The following is a 20,088-nucleotide window of genomic DNA, read 5'->3' on the forward strand; positions in this document are numbered from 1 at the left end:
CATGAAATTAACAACATTATTTGCCGTATTCTCTTTATTTTTCATCCAACTAATTAACGCACAGAATATTGTCGGATCGTGGAAAGGAGATATTGATGTTCAGGGAATGAAATTGCCTTTTATCCTGAATATCAAAAAAGACGGAAACAGCTACTCTTCCACCGTAGACAGCCCTAAACAGGGAGCAAAAGATATTCCGGTCGACAAAACAGATTTCACAGACGGTGAACTGAGTTTTGAACAACAGGCACTTGTTGCAAGTTATAAAGGAAAATTCAGCAACGGAAAGATTGAAGGAACTTTCAGACAGGGAAATTTCAGTGTCCCTCTTACTTTTGTACCCAATACTGAAAACTTCGTCATCAACCGTCCTCAAACACCAAAACCGCCTTTCAATTATGATACGGAAGACATCAGCTTTCAGAATCCGAAAGACAAAAATACGTTAGCCGGAACGATTTCACAGCCTAAAAATTTTGATAAAAACCAGCCTGTTGTCATTCTGATCACCGGTTCCGGAAGTCAAAACCGTGATGAAGAAATTTTTGAACATAAACCTTTCGCCGTTATTGCAGATTATTTTGCAAAACAGGGCATTGCCACATTAAGAATTGACGACAGAGGAATCGGAGGTTCTTCCCAAGGTTCAGGAAATGATACTACCTATAATTTTTCGACAGATATAAATTCGGCAGTGGATTATTTAATGTCTAAAGGTTATGAAAACATCGGTTTACTGGGACATTCTGAGGGTGGAATGATCGCTCCGATGGTTGCAGCGGGCAATAAAAACGTAAAGTTTACGGTTCTGATGGCGGCTCCGGGAACTTCCATAGACCAGCTTCTGGTACAGCAGAATTATCTTGCCGGAAAATCAATGGGGCAAAGTGAAGCACAGCTTGAAGCCAATAAAAAAATAAATTCCGGCATTTACGGTTTTATTAAAAATTATTCCGGAAACCGTTATGAAAAGGATCTTCATGAGTTTTTAATTAAAAATTTTAAAGATCAGATGAATGAGGAAGCCATCGGAAATATGGAGCAGCAGATTTCTAAAAGCTGGTTTACGTATTTCGTGAAGTTTAATCCGGATGAATATCTTTCAAAATTAAAAATTCCTGTTCTGGCATTGAACGGAAGTCTAGATTTTCAGGTTCCGGCGAAAGAAAATCTGGAAGCCATTAAAAAATCGCTGACGAAAGCAGGAAACAAAAATTTCAGAACGGAGGAAATTCCCGGATTGAATCATTTGTTTCAGGAAGCTACAACCGGAGCATTTTCAGAATATTCGGAAATTGAACAGACAATTTCCCCGAAAGTTTTGGCCGAAATGGCAGACTGGATCGCGAAATTTAAAAAGTAATCGAAAAATATTTGCTTCAATTCTGAAACGTTTATTATTTTAGTAAAAAAATTCAGATATGCCTTTAAAAGCTGTGCTGTTCGATATGGATGGCGTGATTGTGGATACGGAACCTCTGCACAGAAAAGCCTATTTTAAAACTTTTAATGATCTTGGAATCGACGTTTCGGAAGAGTTATACGCTTCCTTTACCGGAGCTTCTACCAAAAGAGTCTGTGATACTTTAATTCAGGAATTTAATCTAAAACAGACGTACGAAGACATTGCAAAAACCAAGAGAGATTATTTTAAGGAATACTTTTATAATGATGAAGAATTTGACCTGATTTCAGGCGTAAGAGAACTGATCCAGCATTATTACGACAACGGGATCAAATTGATTCTCGCTTCTTCCGCAACGATGGCAACCATCAACATGGTTTTTGAAAAATTTGAACTTGAACGCTATTTTGGCGGAAAAATAAGCGGAGCCGACCTGAAGGAATCCAAACCTCATCCTGAAGTTTTTCTTCTTGCCGCAGAAATGGCCAATGAACCTGTAGAAAACTGTATGGTGATTGAAGATTCCACGAACGGGATTTTAGCCTCACATCGGGCAAATATTTTCTGTGCCGCGTACAGAAGTCCGCATTCTAAAAATCAGGATTATACCTTGGCAAATATTGTGGTTTCGGATTATGCCGAACTGGAACTGGATAAGATTTCAAAATATTTTTAAACAGAAAAAGCTCTCAACATCTGAGAGCTTTTGTTTTTATTAAGCACTAATTGCACGAATAGTTTTCACAAACTTCACAATTATTACTTGTGTTTTTAGTGCAAAAATTTGTGCTGTTTGTGTTTAAATATTTATTTGTAACCCAAAAGTTTCAGTACATCTTCCGGCTCCTGTTTTTCACGGAAAATTTCATACTGCAACTCACCGTTTTCGTCTTTCTGAATCAAAACGTGTCTCGGCTGTGGCATTAAGCAGTGATGAACTCCCCCATATCCTCCAATGGTTTCCTGATACGCTCCTGTATGGAAAAATCCGATGTACAGAGGTTTCGTATCACTGAAAACAGGCAGGTAAATCGCGTTGGTATGCTGTTCAGAATTATAATAATCATCCGAATCACAAGTTAATCCACCCAAGAAAACTCTTTCATACGTATCTTCCCATCTGTTCAGCGGAAGCATGATAAAGTGTCTGGAAATCGCCCATGTATCGGGAAGCGTCGTCATGAAAGAAGAATCGATCATATTCCACTTTTCTCTGTCGTTCTGGCGTTTCTGGGAAATGATTTTATAAATATTGGCGCCGCTTTCACCAACGGTAAAACTTCCGAACTCGGTGTAAATATTGGGTTCTTCCACTCCTTCCTCTTCACAGAATTTCTTGATCTGAGAAACGATTTCTTCCACCATGTACTGATAATCGTAATCGAACTGCAAAGATGTTTTGATCGGGAAACCTCCTCCGATATTCAGAGAGTTGACTTCGGGAGCAATTTTCTTCAGACGCGCGTACACACGAAGACATTTATACAATTCGTTCCAGTAATAGGCTGTGTCTTTGATTCCGGTATTGATGAAGAAATGAAGCATTTTCAGTCTTGCATTCGGATGCTCTGCAATTTTCTGGCTGTAGTAAGGAATGATATCTTTATATCCGATTCCTAATCTTGAGGTATAAAATTCGAACTTCGGCTCTTCCTCAGAAGCGATTCTGATCCCGATATCGAAAGTGGTATCAATGCTTTCTGTAAGTTTATCCAATTCGCGGTAATTATCCAGAATCGGCGTAATATTTTCAAAACCACTGTTAATCATCTCCGAAATTTTCGCCAGATAATCGTCTGTTTTGAAGCCGTTGCAGATTACTTCTATATCTTTCGTTACTTTTCCTTCTTTGTAAAGAGATTTTACGATATCCATGTCATAGGCTGAAGAAGTTTCTATGGAAATGTCGTTCTTCAAAGCTTCTTCCAGTACGAATTTAAAATGACTGGATTTTGTACAGTAGCAATATCTATAATTCTTTTTATAATCGGTTTTCTCAAAGGCTTCCCTGAACCAGCTTTTGGCCTTCTGGATATTTTGAGAAATTCTCGGCAGGTAGCTAATCTTTAGCGGAGTGCCAAATTTTTCAACAACATCCATTAAAGGAATGTCGTGAAACAACAAATTGTTCTCAGAAACATTGAATTCCTCGGTAGGGAAATACAACGTCTGATCAATAAGTTCCGAGTACTTTATTTTCATTTCTAAACAAGTGAATTAAGAATGCAAAATTGCTAAAAAAGTTTGGTTTTTTAGCGTTAAAATTATTATAAATTTTAATGGATTTTATTGAAGAAAATAAAGCTAAATTATCAATATGTAAACTTAAGAATATATTCCTGCCTTTTATTTTCAGAAATTTTTAAAACCTCTTGAATATATCGGTCTGTAGAACCGTATTTATTGTTAATTTCATTAAAAGCGGCATCCAGATAAGCGGTTTCTATCCAGCTTAATTTCTCGAGAACTGTAATGTCCATTTTCGGGTAGAGAAAATGCAGGTTATCGGCGAGATGAAGTCTTTTATCAATTAATTTTTTCCTGTAATTATTGGATAAAAGATAATCGTTGTAAATGGTTTCTTTATCGAATTTTAAAATCGTAAGAATGAGAGCGGTTGTAATTCCGGTTCTGTCTTTCCCTGCGGTGCAGTGATATAAAACCGGCTGATCCGATTCTAAAATTTCTGTGATAATTTTTCTTATAATTTCTGGGTTTTCCGTGACGTAGTCTTTATAAAAGTTAAGCATTCTTTTGTCTGCATCTGCACCGTTGACTTTTCCTTTTAAGACCAATTTCTTTGCCTGATCCAACTGATCGCCTTTGTCTTCAAACGCTGAATAATTTTTGTAAACAATTCCTTCCGGAAGATGATCGGGCTTTTGTGCAATTTCCTTTGAATTCCGAAGATCGATAATTTCTCTGATGCCTAAATTTTCAATTTGTTTAAAAGAAGTATTTTTCAGTTTATATAAATTTCCGCTTCTGTACAGTTTTCCTTCTTTCAGGGTTCTTCCTTCAATATTTCTGATGTTTCCAACCGTTCTGAAATTGTTGACTTTTTTAATCTGAATATCTTTTCCTGCTTCTCTTTTTCCAAATTCGGGTGTGGAAAATTGTTGTGTTTTGCAGGATAAAACACAGAGTAATGTGATAGTAAGGAATGATATTTTGATGAGGTTTTTCATTTTTATTTTCTCACATATTTCACGAATCTACACCGATTTTCGTGTTTGATTTTTTATGTTTTGGCTAAAGCCAGTTGATGTTTTTTTATTTGAAAACGGGCTAAAGCCCGTTCCTATTGATGCGGATAACTTTATTATTTATTTTTATTAAAACCAAGCTCGTGCAATTTGTGAAAATACTGGCAATTAGAAAACTGAGCAAAGTCCTTTCCTATTGATTCTATTAGTTCATTATTTATTCTTAATTACAAAAATAAATTTGTGCAATTTGTGAAAATAATTCGTGCAATTAGTGTTTAAACTACAAATAGTTTTTCCCAACAAACAAAAGCAAATCTCCTTTTTCATATTGAATGGAAACTTCATCCTCTACAGCAAAATTTCTCGTTCCGATTCTGGAAGTAATATCTAAATTTCCGTTTGTCAAAGCCCAGTTTAATCCTTTGGTCGTAATATTTTCAACTGCCGGAAACGGATACAAAGAAATCATTTTGTCTTTCACTCCTGTTACAGCAAATTGTTTCGGAATAAAATAATATTCTGAAAATTCATCATAGAATTTGATATCGAGTAGATCTTTAAATCCAAAAGCCACGGTAAGATTTCCGAGAAAATGATCCTGCTCTCCTCCACTTCCACCGAAAACATCTACTTTTTTAAGATCTTTTTCTGCAATAATTTCCAAAGCTTTCTGAAAATCCGTTTTATCCTGATCGGGCGTGTAAATGAATTTGTCTTCGTACATATTTTCATCCGAGCCGGAATGCGAGTCGAAATCACCGGAAATAAAATCCAGCTTATCTAAAGGGAAATTCAGGTTCTTAAGATAATGAAAAGCACCGTCTGTACAGGCAATGAGACTGTATTCTTCAGTGTCGGGAAAAGATTTGGGAGGATCTCCGTTGATGAAAAGCAGTACTTTATCTTTCATTCGGGTTCCAGTATTCTTCCGGTTCGTTGTTGATTTTTGAAATGTATCTTGCCAAAACAAAAAGATAGTCGGAAAGTCTGTTGAGATATTTAATGAGTTCCGGACGCACTTCTTCCGACTCGTTTAAGAAAACCAAAGAACGTTCTGCTCTTCTGCAGATGGTACGTGCTGCATGTAAAAATGTTGCTGCTTTTCCGCCTCCTGGAAGGATAAAATACTGAAGCGGTTCGCATTTTTCGTCAAAAGCATCCATCCAGTTTTCGAGTTCTTCGATTTCGGCATCTGAAATGATTAAAGGAAGTCGCGATTTTCCGTTTGCCAACATGAGTTTATCCACCGGAGTTGCCGCTTCGGAACCTACAGTAAATAAATCGAACTGGATTTTTTTCAGTTGTCTTAACACTTCTTCATCTTCAATATGGCTTTTGGCGATTCCGATGAAGGAATTCAGCTCGTCTATATTTCCGTAACTGTCGACTCTCGCACTTGCTTTTGAAACTCTTGTTCCGCCGTACAAAGCGGTCTGACCTTTATCTCCTGTTTTCGTATAAATTTTCATAGGACTAAATTAGTTTTTTAAAATTAGGTTTACAAATTTTGAGTTTAAGGAACTTTACATTTGTGATTCCGGCTGCGACCTAGCCCAGATTGCAGCATTTGTCTGAGCTCATTTACTAAGTTTCGGCTGCGGCGGCTTTGCCGCCGCAGCCGAAACTTAGTAAATAGCGAGTGCGGAAAGCTGGAAACAGCTTCTAAAAAAATTAAAGATCCTTCGACTGCTTCGCGCTCAGGATGACATCGCTAATGCTAACTGTTCTAATATGTTTTTTAATAAAAAATGACCGATTAAAAACCGGTCACCCTCAAATTATTTATCTACCTAACATTGCTTTAAGTATGATTATCTAACGGAGAAACATTAAAAATTATTTTAAAAAGAAAAAAAATTTTATCCTGAAAATCCTACTGACAAACTGTTGTCATTACCCCGGTTTATCTTTGTATCAACAATAACAAACAACATTAAAACTATGACAACTACAGCAACCATCACAAAACAGTTTATGACTTCGGAACAATTATTAGAACATTGGCAGGGTCACAGAAATTTAACGCGAAGAGTGATCGAGGCGTTTCCTGAAAAGGATTTATTTGAATTTTCGATTGCGGGAATGAGACCGTTCGCAAAGTTAGCGATTGAGTTAATCAGCATTGGCGGACCTGCTTTGAAGGGAATTGTCGACAAGAATATGGAAGCTTACAATGAGGAAGGTTTTGTGCCGAAAACGAAGGAGGAGCTTCTGAAAAAGTGGGACGAAGAAACGGAAACGATCAATCATTATTTTGCGCAGATTTCGGAGGAGCGTTTTCAGGAGACTTTTAATTTATTCGGACAGTATGAATTTCCTGTGTATCAGAATATTCTGTATTTCGTTGATAATGAAATCCATCACCGTGGACAAGGGTATGTTTATTTAAGGGCTTTGGGAATTGAACCGCCTTTTTTTTGGGAGAGATTTTCGGTTCGTTAATGCCTTTGTTCAAGCTGAAATCATTGATTCTCTCACGAAACCGCAGTAAGGAAAAAGAGCGGAGATGCGTCTCATAGATTAAATTTTAACAAACTTTTATGATCTGCAGATCCGCTCTTCTTTAAACATGAAGTTTGTTTAAGCTAATTTTAAATTTAACCGCAAAAGAAGCAAAAGACTTTATAGAATTTATTAAGATATTTCAAAAGGTTTGCAAAAGGAATCTTTGATTTTTGTTAACTTCTGTGTTCTTTTTATATTAATCATTAAACTTAAAATAACTAAAGTGTTAATCTTTTGCTTCTTTTGCGGTAAAAAATAAAAGTTTAAACATTATCATTTTATATTGAATTATTCAGAAACCTCAACAGCAATTGTTGGGGTTTTTATTGATGTTTGTCTGCAATCTTTGACAACAAATTATTGAGTTGTACTTTGAGGGTTTCGGGTTCTAAAATCGTTGCAAAGTCTGCAAAAGTAATCAGCCAGCGCGGAAATCCGTCTTTAATGGATTCTGTTTCGAAGGTGAGTTCTACCATTCCGTTTTCTGCCTCAATTTCTTGGGTTAAACCATAATATTTTTTGGAATTGACCAGAAAAGTCATGATTTTTTTCTCCACCAAAAGTCTTACGCGTGTTTTATTGCCGTTGCTGCTTTTTCTGTAATCATTAATTTGCCCGTATTCTCCTAAAAACGGATTATGGGTTTTCGAAATCTTTAAAATCCGGTCAATACGAAATTGCCGGAAGTCGTTTCTCAAGGTACAGTAAGCCATGATGTACCAATAATTGAATTCAAAGAAAACGCCGACTGCTTCAATGGTTCTTGTAGAAATTTCCTCATCAACGGTTTTATATTCCATGATTAACTGCCGTTTTTCGGCTATACTTTCCAGAATCGTAGGAAGAACGTCTTTAATGGTATCTTCGGTTTCGGCATGATACTGAAAAATATCAATCTGATTTTCAATATTCTGGATTAGATTTCTGTCGGAAAATTTTAAAACGGAACGCACTTTTTCCATCGCGGTCTGATAATGATTTCCCAAACTCTGATGCGAAAATTTCTGCATCAGTTTCTCGGCGGTGATAAAGCTCAGAACTTCTTCTTTGGTAAACATGACAGGTGGCAATTTGTAGCCATCCATCAGAGAATAACCGCTTCCTGCTTCACCGATGATCGGAATTCCGGCATTTTCCAGTGTTTTTACATCGCGGTAAATGGTTCTTACACTCACATCAAATTTTGCAGCAAGATCCTGCGCTCTTACAAGCGGTTTCGACTGTAATTGAGTGAGAATTGCCGTGACGCGGTCGAGTTTTTTGAGGTAATGGTCGTTCATTGGGTATGAAGGTCGGAGTGTTTTAGTGTTTTAGTGTTTTAGTGTTTTAGTGTTTTAGTGTTTTAGCAAAGTTATCTTTTATCTTTTATCTTTTATCATTATAAGTATTAACCAATTTATCCAGATTCAAACTTCTCGCAGAGGCATCAAAAATTTCTCTGTAGGTTCCGTCGATCTGTACCAGTTCATCGTGAGTGCCGCTTTCCACAACCCTGCCTTTTTTCATCACATAAATTTTATCTGAATCTAAAATCTGCGATAAAGAATGGGAAATGATAATCACGGTTCTGCCTTCTTTTATCGCATCCAGAGAATTTTTGATCTGTTCTGTTGCAATGGCATCAAGGCTCGCCGTTGGTTCATCAAGGAAAATAATCGGAGGATTTTTTAAGAATAATCTGGCGATGGCAATTCTCTGCTGTTGTCCTCCCGAAAGTTGCGTAGCATCATGGTTATATTTTTCGGGTAAATCTAAAATTTGTTCATGGAGATAGGCTTTTTTAGCCGCTTCTTCAATTTCTTCGAATGTCGCATTCATATTTCCGTATCGGATGTTGTCTTCGATACTTCCCTGAAAAATGTGGTTTTTCTGAAGTACCAATCCCAGATCATTTCTCAGAAAAGTATTGTCGAAATGATTGAGATCTACCCCATCCAAAAGAATTTCTCCGGAATCGGGAAGGTAAAATTTACATAAAAGATTAATGACTGTTGATTTTCCGGCTCCGCTTAATCCGACCAAAGCTGTTGTTTTTCCGTTTTCAAATTTCATGGAAACATCGTGAAGCGCTTTAGTTCCGTTCGGATACGTAAAATTGATGTTTTTTAATTCAAAATTTCCTTTGATTTCTTTTTCTACAAAATTACCGTTCGGTTCTTTTTCGTCGTCTGCATTTAAAATATCAAAATACCCTTCTGCATAGATCATCGCGTCATTCATGTCATCATAAATTCTGTGCAGTTGTCGAATGGGAGCCGAAACATTATTGAAAAGCATGATGTGAAGCATAATCGCTCCGATGGTCATCTGCTGATCCAGAACTAGGTAAACCGTCAGAAGGATTATCAAAACCACTCCGAACTGTTCGATAAACGTTTTTAAACCATCATAAATAAAATTTGTTTTTCTTGTAAACATCTGACTTTCCATCAACTGCATCTGCAAGTCGTACTGTTTTTTTCCTTCAAATTTTTCACGGACAAAACTTTTAATCACCATAATGGAATTGATTAGATTTAAAAGTCCTGAAGTTTTCTGTTCACGCTGGTTTCTCAAAGTTCTTCGTACTCCGCTTAACTTCTTCGCCTGTAATGAGCTTACATAAAAATAGATGGGAACAATGATGGTGGAAACAATTCCGACGTAGACATTTTGCAGATACATGATGATTAAAGCGATAATTGCATTGGAAAACAAAGGCAGCATATCGATAAAAAAGTTCTGCACCAGTCGTGTTAGACTTTCAATTCCTCTGTCTATTCTGATCTGTAATTTTCCGGATTCGTGGTTTTCATCATTAAAATAGGCAACTCTGTACGTTAAAATTTTATCGATGGCAGATTGTGCGAGAATAGAACTTACATTAATCCTGATCTTTTCGCCATAGAATTTCTGTCCGAAATTGATGAAGATGTTCAGCAGTTCTTTTCCCAATAATATAACGGAGATGATAACGAGAATATGAATTCCTTCCGACATCGGATGCGGAAGATGCGTAAGTTTGGTTACCTCATCCACTGTGTATTTTAAAACCAATGGATTGACCTGCGCCGCCAAAGCTCCTAAAAAGGTAAGAAACAGGGTTCCGTAGATCATTAACCGATACGGTCTGATGAAGGGAACAAGCTGTTTATAGATTCCGAATAAGGTGACAGTTCTGTTGAATGGTTTTGCCATACAATGATTTTAAATAAAAAACGTACCGTTTTACAGAGAAAAAGGTACGTTTTATTCTATTTTTCAGCAAATATTTGCCTTAATTTAATTTTCGAATACGTAAGTCGTGAGATAATGCAGTTCAGGTTTTCCCGCTGCTTTTGAATCTGCTTCTGCCTGTTCCAGAGAATAATTGGAATTGATTTCTTTCTTCTGAAACACAAACGAATTATTGGCATTTTTATCGACCACCTCATTAAAAATATGCTGAATTTCGGAATTTCCCAATGAGGCAAAACTGATGTCTTCAAAGCCATGCATTAATCTGAGATCATCAAACTGAGCAAAATTTTCATCCACAAAATTCTGAAACTGGGTTTTAGAATCGAAATTTCCAGCCCAGATATTGTAAGCATAACTTTTCTTGTTCGGCTTATCAAAAATACTCTGGTAAACGAAGTTTTCTCCTAAATAAGCTTCTCTTACCTGCGGATCGTTTGCCAGTTCTTCCGGAAGTCCTTCTTTCAGTATTCTTCCTTCAAACATGATGTATGTTTTGTTGGTAATTGCCAGAGTCTGCTGTACGTTGTGGTCGGTAATGAGGATTCCGATGTTTTTATCGGTCAGACTTCTTACGATTTTCTGGATATCTTCTACCGCAATCGGGTCTACTCCCGCGAAAGGTTCATCCAGAAGAATAAAACTCGGATCGGTGGCAAGACATCTTGCGATCTCTGTTCTACGTCTTTCCCCACCGGACAAAAGATCTCCACGGTTTTTACGGACGTGCTGTAAGGAAAATTCTTCAATCAGCTCATCACATTTCATCTGCTGTTCGCGTTTTGAAAGCTTGGTCAACTGTAAAACGCCCATGATATTGTCTTCCACGGAAAGTTTACGGAAAACAGACGCTTCCTGAGCCAAATAACCAATACCTTTCTGAGCTCTGCGATACATGGCATCGGTTGTGATTTCCTGTTTGTCGAGGAAAATTTTTCCGGAAGTAGGCTTAACCAAACCGACAATCATATAAAACGAAGTGGTTTTTCCTGCTCCGTTCGGACCAAGCAAACCCACAATTTCTCCCTGCTGAACCTGTACAGAAACGCCTTTTACCACTTTTTTAGGACCGTATTCTTTGATTAAGTTTTCTCCGCGTAAAATCATAAGGGCAAAGATAAAGTTTTTTTGAATTCAAATTTTAGATAAAAAAATGGACTTGAAAGTTTTATGAAATTTTAATACGCAGTTTAAAGATCCTTCGAATAATATTTAACTCAAAATTTTTAAAAAACTTTATTTTATTTCCATAATTTTAAGCTTTCATCAACACTTATTATTACTATGGAAAATAACCAACAGCTTACCGAGCTTTTAGCTTTAGATCTTGGCGTAAACATCATCAACCGAAGACCTTATGCCAAAGAAGTTTTCAAATGGCAGGATATGGATCTGCTTCCGCATTCTTCCACAGATACTTTGCTTTGCGAAATCTACGAATGGAACGGAAGAAACTGGAGAACCACTAATAATAATCTCATAGGCTATTTATTTGGCAGTGATCAGTTAAGTACGGTTAAAAATCAACTGATGAATGTTCAGAAATTTCCGGCTCTGATTCCTGATTTTGAATTTACGAAAGACAGCATGATTGAATTCGGGCTTGCTCTCCCCTCTCTTTTCAATATCGGAATTAAAGGCGACATTAAAAGTGCCAAAGATTTTTCTGTAAAAGTAAACGGCGTTACAAAATCCAGAATCACCAATATTGATTCTCCGGGAATAGAAATCCTCAGAAAATATTCTGAATTTACCCAAAACGAATCCAGATCATACAGGAAGAACATCAAATTTAATTATCTGAGTACTTCTTTATTTTATGCAGAAAGTGTGGAAATTAATCTTGAAAAAGACGCAGGCGTGAATCTTGATGTGAGTTTCCAGACTCAGGATGTTGAAGTGAAAGCCAATGTTGATACAGATACAAAAAAGAATTTCGTTCTGAAATATACAGGAAACCAAGCTCCTTTTGCTGCGAAATTTACAAAAGGGAAAGATTTTAATATTTCCTGATGCTTTTAGGAATGGGTTTTTAGCCAAAGCTTACAATCATCAATCATTTTCTTTGGTTTCAAAATAAGTTTTGGCTAAAGCCTAATTTAGAGTTCATCAATAAAAAACGGGCTAAAGCCCGTTTCTATTGATAAAAACATTTCGGATCGAAATGTTTTTTATTTAAAATATAATGTGAAAAAATTATCTGTTCAAAATCATCGCAGCTTCTTTCGCGAAATAGGTGAAAATCATATCAGCTCCGGCTCTTTTGAAGCAGGTTAAGCTTTCAATAATAGTTTTGTCATTATCCAGCCATCCGTTTTGTGCAGCCGCTTTTACCATTGCATATTCTCCACTCACGTTGTAAACCGCAATCGGAAGATCAATCGCTTCACGTACTTTAGAAACAATATCCAGATACGGAAGTCCCGGTTTAATCATGATAATGTCGGCTCCTTCTTCAATATCCTTAAAAACTTCGTTTAACGCTTCTCTGGAATTGTGAAAATCCATCTGATATGTTTTTTTATCCTTAGGAATTTCCATATTATCTTTCGGTGCGCTGTCTAATGCACTTCTGAAAGGTCCGTAGAACGAACTTGCATATTTTGCAGCATAGCTTAAAATACCCACATCGGTAAATCCGCTGTCTTCCAAAGCTTCGCGAATGACCTGAACTCTGCCATCCATCATATCACTTGGTGCCACAATGTCTGCTCCGGCTTCTGCGTGTGACACCGACATTCTTGCCAAAGCATCGTTTGTAGCATCATTTACAATTTTTCCGTTTTCGATAATTCCGTCGTGACCGTAAATAGAATACGGATCTAAAGCAACATCGGGCATTACCACCATTTCGGGAAGCGCATCTTTTATCGCTCTGATCGTGTTCTGCATCAGTCCGTTTTTATTCCATGCTTCTTTTCCGGTATTGTCTTTCAGGTCTTCTGAAACCTTCATGTAAAGGTTAACCGCTTTTACACCTAAAGAAAATAATTCCTTACATTCTTTCACCGTCAGATCAATACTCCTTCTGAAAATTCCCGGCATCGACGGGATCGGTTCTTCTTTATTTTCGCCCTCCATTACGAAGATCGGCATTACAAAATCGTTGGTTGTAAGAGAACATTCTCTTACCAGACTTCTTACAGATTCGTTTACTCTCAGCCTTCTATTTCTTGAATGTATCATTTTGGAATACTTTTTGAATGAAATTTAATGCAAATTTACTACAACTTATATAAAAAACTATTGCGTAGAATTGCAGAATTAATTATTTTTGTTAAAATATCCCTTAGAAATTATAATTTGATGAGAAAACTTTTACTTTTGTTTATCTTTTTAGGCGCATTTGTTGGATTTTCCAACAATATGAAAGCGCAGATTAAAGAGCCGGCTTCCTTCTCTCAGAAGTCTGATGACGGAGTGCTTGTTGCTTATCCTAATCCGGCAAAGGATTTCCTTATCGTAAAGGCTAAAGATCCTAACCTGAAAATCCGAAGTGTGATTTTCTACTCTATTTTAGGTACTCAGATCGCAAGTTACTCGGTTAACATGAATTCCGGAGAGATTAATATTGAAAAATTAAAGCCGGGTAAATATTTAATCCGATATATTCTGAGTGACAACACAATGAAAGTCACGCAGATTATGAAACAATAATTTAAATCCTGATAATCATCAGGATTTTTTCTTTTAGCTTAATTATTCCGTAACTTTCGGAACATTTTTATCCTAATTATAAAAACAAATTAATGCTAAAAGCTGAACATATTAGAAAGACCTATAACGCAGGTAAAAAGGTAGCTTTGGATGATTTCAGCATCCATGTTCCGAAAGGAAGTGTTTATGGGCTTTTAGGTCCGAACGGAGCCGGAAAAACTTCTTTTATCCGGATCATTAATCAAATTACACAGGCGGATTCCGGAGAAATACAGATCAACGGACAAAAGCTTAATCCGGATCATATTAAAGATATCGGTTATATGCCTGAAGAACGCGGGCTGTATAAAAACATGACGGTTGGAGATCAGCTTCTCTACTTCGGAGAGCTGAAAGGCATGAAAAAGAATGATGCTTTACAGGAAGCCAAAAAGTGGTTTGATAAACTTCACATCGACCAATGGTGGAAGAAAAAGCTGTCTGAACTGTCAAAAGGAATGGCACAGAAAATACAGTTTGTGGTTACCGTTCTTCACCGTCCACATTTATTGATTCTTGATGAACCTTTTTCGGGTTTTGATCCTGTGAATGCCAATTTAATTAAAGACCAGATCATTGATCTTAAAAACAACGGCACCACCATTATCCTTTCTACTCACCGAATGGAAAGTGTTGAGGAAATGTGCGATTATGTGGCTCTGATTAATAACTCAAAAAAAATTATCGACGGAAGGGTTTTCGATGTACGCGAGAAATTCAAGAAAAATATTTTTGGGATCACGGTTTCTGATGTCAATGATTCTCAACTGGAGGCTTTCAGAAATAAATATGAAATTTTCAATATTAGTAATGAAAACAATTTACTTTCTTTTGATCTGAAAAATGAAGCCGACCAGAATCATATTCTTCTGGATCTGATAAAAGTAGGAAAAGTAAGGTCATTCGATGAAAAAATTCCGAGTATGAACGAGGTGTTTATTAATGCGGTAAGCAATAATTCTTAATTATGAATAACATTTTTTTAATTACAAAAAGAGAATTTCTTACGCAGGTTAAGAAAAAATCTTTCATCATATTAACGCTTTTAGCTCCGATTCTTTTACTGGGTTTTGGTGCTGTTATCGGTTTGATGTTTAAGGCAAATGAATCTCACAGCATTATTGAAGTAGTTGACAAAAACGGTCTGTTTAAAAATCAACTGAAATCGAATGATAAACTGAACTATGTTTTTGTTTCTGCGGCAGATGAAAAGTCAAAAATCAATAATCTTAAGAACAATGAATCTTTAGACGGGATTTTGGTTCTGCCTGAACTGAAAGATCAGAATTTTGATGAACTGGAAAAGAATACGAGACTTATCATCAACAATAAAATCGGGTTCGATACGAAGCAGAAGATTGTTTCGGACATTAACGAAGTCATCAAAAAAGAAAAAATAAAGAAACTGGGCATTGCTGAGCTACAGCTTGATAATCTGGATAAAAGTTTCAATTTAAAAACAATTAACGTCTCGGAAAATAACAAAGAAGATTCTGATCTTGCTTTCGGCGTGAAAAGTGTTCTGAGTATGCTTTTAATGTACGTTACTTTTATGTTTATCATTATTTACGGAGTTAGGGTGATGAGAAGCGTACTGGAAGAGAAAAACAACCGTGTTGTGGAAATTATTATTTCTTCGGTAAAACCTTTTGAACTGATGATGGGTAAAATTCTGGGGGTAACAATGGTTGCACTTACTCAATTTATCGTTTGGATCACCATGTCGGTTATCGGAGCTTTGGTGCTGAATACCGGATTTTCTGCTATTCCTAAAAATATTCCCGGAAATGAAGGTGTTGCTGAAAAATTTGATATTTTACAGATGGGAACCCAGATTTCACACAGTTTACTGGAACTGAATTTCCCATTAATTATTTTCGTTTTTATAACATTTTTCCTTTTGGGATATATCTTTTACAGTTCAATTTATGCCGCAATCGGTTCTGCTGTAGATAACGAAACAGAGACACAGCAGTTCACCTTGTTTGCTGTACTGCCTTTAATGCTTGGAATGTATGGAAGTTTTACGTTAATGAATAATCCGGATGGCCCTTTAGGTTTCTGGCTTTCTATTATTCCGTTTACGTCTCCTGTGGCAATGATCGCAAGAATTCCTTACGGAGTTCCGGCGTGGCAGATTGCGCTTTCTATTGGCTTGCTTTTAGGAACGACTCTTTTCATGATATTTTTAGCCGGGAAAATTTACCGTGTAGGAATTCTGATGTACGGAAATAAAGCTACTCTGAAGGAAATCCTGAAATGGATTAAAGGATAATAACTTAAACGAAAAGATTTACCTATCATAAAAAAATCCCGAAACTGAGTGTTTCGGGATTTTTTATGTTTTGATTAGAATCAATTTTTATTTGAAGATGTAGCTTAAGCTTACACTAAGAACCTGCTCAGATTTTCCTTTATCAGTTCCTTTCGGCTCCTGATCAAGACCGGGATATGTATTCGTAATTCCGAAATCATATCTTGCAGTAAGTTCCAGCTGTCTTTTATAGCTATATCCTACTCCTAATCCCACTCCAAAGTTAAATGAACTCGCTTTACCGTTTACATTAGGATAATTCGGATCAATCTGATCTTTCGTGTAGTAGATCTTAGGTGCATTTTTCACATTCTGACTTAATAAGAAATTAAATCTAGGTCCTATCAATCCGAAAAATTCAGATTCAGCTTCGGAAAAATATCCTTTAAAAGAAATAGGTACACTCAGATAGTTATTAGCATATACCGCATCATAACCGGGATAGTTTTTAGCATCCTTATCCTTTCCTGTTTCTCCTGCTCCAAAGTAAACTACTTCAGGCTGTATGAAGAACTGGTTTTCTGAACCTATCGGTATTAAAGCCAATACTCCTGCCTGAACGGTATATCTGGGTCCGGACGGATTGTGAGCATTCTTCACTCGGGAATAGTTTCCTCCGACAGTGACACCAAATCTTGTGCTACTAAAATCGATCTGTGCGAAAGACATCGTAGAAAGTGCCAATGCAGAGGCTAATAAAAATTTTTTCATATCGTTATGTTTTATGTTATCCTAGAATTTTTGCAACAGTAGCACCAATATCAGCAGGAGAGTCTACCACGTTGATCCCGTTTTCTCTCATGATTTCCATCTTAGCCTGAGCTGTATCTTCTGCTCCGCCTACGATTGCACCAGCGTGTCCCATTGTTCTTCCTTTAGGAGCAGTCTGTCCTGCGATGAAACCTACAACCGGCTTTGTAGAACCACTTGCTTTGTACCATCTTGCTGCTTCAGCTTCAAGACCTCCACCGATTTCTCCGATCATTACCACCGCTTCAGTTTCAGGATCGTTGATGAATAATTCCAAAGCTTCTCTTGTAGTTGTTCCGATGATCGGGTCTCCACCGATACCAATTGCTGTAGAAATACCGTAACCCGCTCTTACTACCTGATCTGCAGCTTCGTAAGTAAGAGTACCAGATTTAGAAACGATACCTACTTTACCTTTTTTGAAAACGAAACCTGGCATAATCCCAATTTTAGCTTCTTCAGAAGTAATGATTCCCGGGCAGTTCGGACCGATTAATCTGCAGTCTCTGTCAGCAATGTAAGATTTTACTTTCACCATATCTGCTACAGGAATACCTTCAGTAATACATACAATTACTTTGATTCCTGCTTCAGCAGCTTCCATAATAGCGTCAGCAGCAAATGCAGGCGGTACGAAAATGATACTTACGTTAGCTCCGGCTTTTTCTACAGCATCTGCTACCGTATTGAATACAGGCTTCCCTAAGTGCTCGCTTCCTCCTTTTCCCGGAGTAACACCACCTACTACGTTGGTTCCGTATTCGATCATCTGGCTTGCGTGGAAAGTACCTTCGTTCCCTGTAAATCCTTGTACAATTACTTTAGAATCTTTGTTTACTAAAATTGACATTTTATTATTTATTTAATTTATTTATTACTTTTTAAATGCACACAAATTTAATTAAATTTCTTTGATTAAAGATAAATCTAACCAATTTGTTTATTTGAGATTTCTCAGTTTGACTTCTTTTTTCAGATAGGTTTTGAAATCTTCTGCAAACATCCCGATATAGGTACCTTTTTCGAGGTCTCTGTTTACTCCGGTTTTCCCTAATATGACAGCTCCGCTCTCTATTTTATTTCCTGAAGCAATGCCGACCTGTCCCCATAAAGTAACTTCATCACCAATTACACAGCATCCTGCAATACCGACCTGAGAAGCGATAAGACATTTTTTTCCGATCACGGTGTCGTGCCCGATCTGGATCTGATTATCCAGAACAGATCCTTCTCCTATGATGGTAGAATCTGTAACCCCTCTGTCGATGGTACAACCGTTTCCGATTTCTACATTGTTCTCGATCACTACATTTCCTACCGAAATCAGGCGGTCGAAATTTCCGTTCAGTTTTCTGTAATAAAAAGCGTCGCCTCCTAAAACAGTATTGGACTGAATCACTACATTGTCGCCAATTACGGTTCTGTCGCCAATGACAACATTAGGAAAAATCAGGGTGTTTTTTCCTATTTTCACATTATTTCCGATGACCGCAGAAGCATGAATTTTTGTACCTTCTCCGATTTCAGCATCATGAAGTTCTTCTGTGAAGTTATAAATTCTTGTAAAATGGGTATTGATTTTATTGAAATCTCTGAAAGGATCTTCTGAAACCAACAGTGCTTTTCCTTCCGGACATTCTACTTCTTTATCGATCAAAATAATCGTCGCAGCAGAATTTAATGCTTTATCGTAATATTTCGGATGGTTAACGAAAACGATTTCAGCGGCTTTTACCATGTGAATTTCGTTCGTCCCCAACACTTCGAAGTCTTCTGAACCTACAAATTTTGCCCCGATAAGTTCGGCAATAGTTTTCAGTTTTTGTGGCTGATGAAACGTCATATTTTTTTAAATGATGTTTTAAATTTTCAACGGTGTCTTGAAATCCTGACACGGCTTTGTTTTTCCAACTTTAATCGCAGCCCGACCTGAGTGGAGCTCTCTTTGTTTCGTTTGAAAAAACGAGACAAAAAAGCGGGAACGGAGGGCGGAAATAGCTGCCATAAAAAATGAAAGCTGAAAGTTGTGATACTTCCAGCCTCATATTATTTGTGAATAATTATTCTTTTACTCTTTCAAGGTAAGAACCGTCTTCTGTGCTTACTTTGATCTTGTCTCCCGGTTCAATGAACAGAGGAACCATTACTCTTGCTCCTGTTTCTACGATTGCGTTTTTAAGAGCGTTGGTTGCCGTGTTTCCTTTTACACCCGGATCTGCTTCCACAACTTCCAGATAAACGGACTGCGGTAATTCTGCCGAAAGCGGAGTTTCGTCCACTTCTTTCAAAATGATGGTTACTTCTTCACCCGCTTTCATCAGGTTGGAGTTTTCGATCATTTCTTTGTTAAGGTATAACTGAGAGAAATCATCGTTATTCATGAAGTGGAAGCCATTTTCATCATCATAAAGATACTGGTATTTTCTTGTGATTACTTTTACCTCATCAATTTTGTGACCTGCAGAGAAAGTATTGTCGATTACTTTACCGTTGGTTACAGATTTTAATTTTGTTCTAACGAAAGCAGGACCTTTTCCCGGTTTTACGTGAAGGAATTCGATAACTTTATAAATATCGTTGCTGTATTCGATGCAAAGTCCTTTTCTGATATCGTTACTTGTTGCCATTAATTATTATATATTTTTTTATTTTCTTTTGTTAAATTGTATTCCTTCTCCCTGAGTTGGCAGTCTGTTGAAAACATTATTGTTGAATGAATTCACATTATTATTCAGTCTGTTTACATTGGTCTGGATCTCGGAATGATAGGGATTTGCTGTTCCAAAAATTGAACTGCTGCCGGAATTATTCTGTTTCAGAATATCATTCAGATTATGTTTAGCAATGCTGTCATTGGATTTTGAAGGCAGCCTTCTTTCCAAAATAGAAGTCTTTGCTGTTTTTTCCGTTTTTAATCCTTCTGTCTGTTGTCCGGACAAAAAAGATATGGTAAAAAACATTAAAACAAAAATCAGACTTTTCATTGATAACAG

The 20,088-nt window shown here is 36.9% G+C and carries 19 protein-coding genes and 1 pseudogene; 7 read left to right on the top strand and 13 right to left on the bottom strand.

Annotated elements, in window-relative coordinates; translation table 11 throughout:
* Position 1: 1 nt before the first annotated feature.
* Together PFY09_RS07535 and PFY09_RS07540 are read left to right on the top strand one after the other, a co-directional pair.
* Positions 2-1,363, top strand: a complete 1,362-nt coding sequence (locus tag PFY09_RS07535) for an alpha/beta hydrolase family protein (protein WP_271162012.1) — start codon at positions 2-4, stop codon at positions 1,361-1,363.
* Between the two features lie 58 nt (positions 1,364-1,421).
* The gene (locus PFY09_RS07540; protein ID WP_271162013.1) at positions 1,422-2,081 is read left to right on the top strand and encodes an HAD family hydrolase; all 660 of its coding nucleotides are present in this window, start codon (positions 1,422-1,424) and stop codon (positions 2,079-2,081) included.
* A 131-nt stretch (positions 2,082-2,212) separates the two neighbouring features.
* On the opposite strand, the gene PFY09_RS07545 is transcribed toward PFY09_RS07540, so the two are convergent.
* The 4 genes from PFY09_RS07545 to PFY09_RS07560 all read right to left on the bottom strand — a co-directional run bounded on the left by PFY09_RS07545 (position 2,213) and on the right by PFY09_RS07560 (position 6,083).
* The gene (locus PFY09_RS07545; RefSeq protein ID WP_256038329.1) at positions 2,213-3,607 is read right to left on the bottom strand and encodes a type III PLP-dependent enzyme domain-containing protein; all 1,395 of its coding nucleotides are present in this window, start codon (positions 3,605-3,607) and stop codon (positions 2,213-2,215) included.
* A 110-nt stretch (positions 3,608-3,717) separates the two neighbouring features.
* A complete protein-coding gene (locus PFY09_RS07550) occupies positions 3,718-4,593 on the bottom strand; it encodes a tyrosine-protein phosphatase (protein ID WP_271162014.1) in 876 nt (291 codons plus the stop codon).
* 301 nt (positions 4,594-4,894) lie between these two features.
* Positions 4,895-5,524: a thiamine diphosphokinase gene (locus tag PFY09_RS07555; RefSeq protein WP_271162015.1), complete on the bottom strand. Its 630-nt coding sequence runs from the start codon at positions 5,522-5,524 to the stop codon at positions 4,895-4,897.
* Positions 5,514-6,083: a cob(I)yrinic acid a,c-diamide adenosyltransferase gene (locus PFY09_RS07560; RefSeq protein ID WP_116096043.1), complete on the bottom strand. Its 570-nt coding sequence runs from the start codon at positions 6,081-6,083 to the stop codon at positions 5,514-5,516. Before PFY09_RS07560 ends, PFY09_RS07555 begins: the two co-directional genes overlap by 11 nt.
* Positions 6,084-6,555: 472 nt before the next feature.
* Between PFY09_RS07560 and PFY09_RS07565 the strand changes: the two genes are divergently transcribed.
* Positions 6,556-7,056: a DinB family protein gene (locus PFY09_RS07565; RefSeq protein ID WP_271162016.1), complete on the top strand. Its 501-nt coding sequence runs from the start codon at positions 6,556-6,558 to the stop codon at positions 7,054-7,056.
* 386 nt (positions 7,057-7,442) lie between these two features.
* On the opposite strand, the gene PFY09_RS07570 is transcribed toward PFY09_RS07565, so the two are convergent.
* The 3 genes and pseudogenes from PFY09_RS07570 to lptB all read right to left on the bottom strand — a co-directional run.
* The gene (locus PFY09_RS07570; RefSeq protein ID WP_271162017.1) at positions 7,443-8,399 is read right to left on the bottom strand and encodes a helix-turn-helix transcriptional regulator; all 957 of its coding nucleotides are present in this window, start codon (positions 8,397-8,399) and stop codon (positions 7,443-7,445) included.
* Positions 8,400-8,484: 85 nt separating this feature from the next.
* Positions 8,485-10,215, bottom strand: a complete 1,731-nt coding sequence (locus PFY09_RS07575) for an ABC transporter ATP-binding protein (RefSeq protein ID WP_271162337.1) — start codon at positions 10,213-10,215, stop codon at positions 8,485-8,487.
* A 501-nt stretch (positions 10,216-10,716) separates the two neighbouring features.
* Positions 10,717-11,442: pseudogene (gene lptB / locus PFY09_RS07580) on the bottom strand (LPS export ABC transporter ATP-binding protein); the annotation flags it as partial.
* A 177-nt stretch (positions 11,443-11,619) separates the two neighbouring features.
* Between lptB and PFY09_RS07585 the strand changes: the two are divergent.
* The gene (locus PFY09_RS07585) at positions 11,620-12,348 is read left to right on the top strand and encodes a hypothetical protein (RefSeq protein ID WP_087709283.1); all 729 of its coding nucleotides are present in this window, start codon (positions 11,620-11,622) and stop codon (positions 12,346-12,348) included.
* A gap of 183 nt (positions 12,349-12,531) precedes the next feature.
* Here the strand turns inward: PFY09_RS07585 and hemB are convergent, their stop codons facing one another.
* Positions 12,532-13,521 (bottom strand): porphobilinogen synthase, encoded by a 990-nt coding sequence (hemB, locus tag PFY09_RS07590; RefSeq protein WP_076395578.1) that lies wholly within the window; start codon positions 13,519-13,521, stop codon positions 12,532-12,534.
* A 120-nt stretch (positions 13,522-13,641) separates the two neighbouring features.
* Here hemB and PFY09_RS07595 point away from each other — a divergent pair, with 120 nt between their 5' ends.
* The 3 genes from PFY09_RS07595 (at position 13,642) to PFY09_RS07605 (ending at position 16,306) form a co-directional block, all read left to right on the top strand.
* On the top strand, positions 13,642-13,992 hold the full coding sequence (locus tag PFY09_RS07595) for a T9SS type A sorting domain-containing protein (protein ID WP_108408557.1): 351 nt from the start codon (positions 13,642-13,644) through the stop codon (positions 13,990-13,992).
* Positions 13,993-14,084: 92 nt separating this feature from the next.
* Positions 14,085-14,996, top strand: coding sequence for an ABC transporter ATP-binding protein (locus tag PFY09_RS07600; protein ID WP_271162018.1), 912 nt, complete (start codon positions 14,085-14,087; stop codon positions 14,994-14,996).
* A 2-nt stretch (positions 14,997-14,998) separates the two neighbouring features.
* Positions 14,999-16,306, top strand: a complete 1,308-nt coding sequence (locus PFY09_RS07605; RefSeq protein ID WP_271162019.1) for an ABC transporter permease — start codon at positions 14,999-15,001, stop codon at positions 16,304-16,306.
* Between the two features lie 87 nt (positions 16,307-16,393).
* Here PFY09_RS07605 and PFY09_RS07610 read toward each other — a convergent pair whose 3' ends face one another.
* From PFY09_RS07610 to PFY09_RS07630, 5 genes are all read right to left on the bottom strand, one after another.
* Positions 16,394-17,056, bottom strand: a complete 663-nt coding sequence (locus tag PFY09_RS07610; RefSeq protein ID WP_271162020.1) for a porin family protein — start codon at positions 17,054-17,056, stop codon at positions 16,394-16,396.
* Positions 17,057-17,072: 16 nt separating this feature from the next.
* Positions 17,073-17,945 carry a succinate--CoA ligase subunit alpha gene (sucD, locus tag PFY09_RS07615; protein WP_047488432.1) on the bottom strand — a complete coding sequence of 291 codons (873 nt, stop codon included), beginning with the start codon at positions 17,943-17,945 and terminating at the stop codon, positions 17,073-17,075.
* A gap of 90 nt (positions 17,946-18,035) precedes the next feature.
* The gene (locus tag PFY09_RS07620; RefSeq protein ID WP_271162021.1) at positions 18,036-18,938 is read right to left on the bottom strand and encodes a UDP-3-O-(3-hydroxymyristoyl)glucosamine N-acyltransferase; all 903 of its coding nucleotides are present in this window, start codon (positions 18,936-18,938) and stop codon (positions 18,036-18,038) included.
* Positions 18,939-19,155: 217 nt separating this feature from the next.
* Positions 19,156-19,722 carry an elongation factor P gene (gene efp, locus PFY09_RS07625; RefSeq protein WP_076395590.1) on the bottom strand — a complete coding sequence of 189 codons (567 nt, stop codon included), beginning with the start codon at positions 19,720-19,722 and terminating at the stop codon, positions 19,156-19,158.
* Positions 19,723-19,740: 18 nt separating this feature from the next.
* Positions 19,741-20,079, bottom strand: a complete 339-nt coding sequence (locus PFY09_RS07630) for a hypothetical protein (RefSeq protein WP_228408133.1) — start codon at positions 20,077-20,079, stop codon at positions 19,741-19,743.
* Positions 20,080-20,088 lie beyond the last annotated feature (9 nt).

The organism is Chryseobacterium gambrini (assembly GCF_027920505.1).
Lineage (GTDB): Bacteria > Bacteroidota > Bacteroidia > Flavobacteriales > Weeksellaceae > Chryseobacterium > Chryseobacterium gambrini.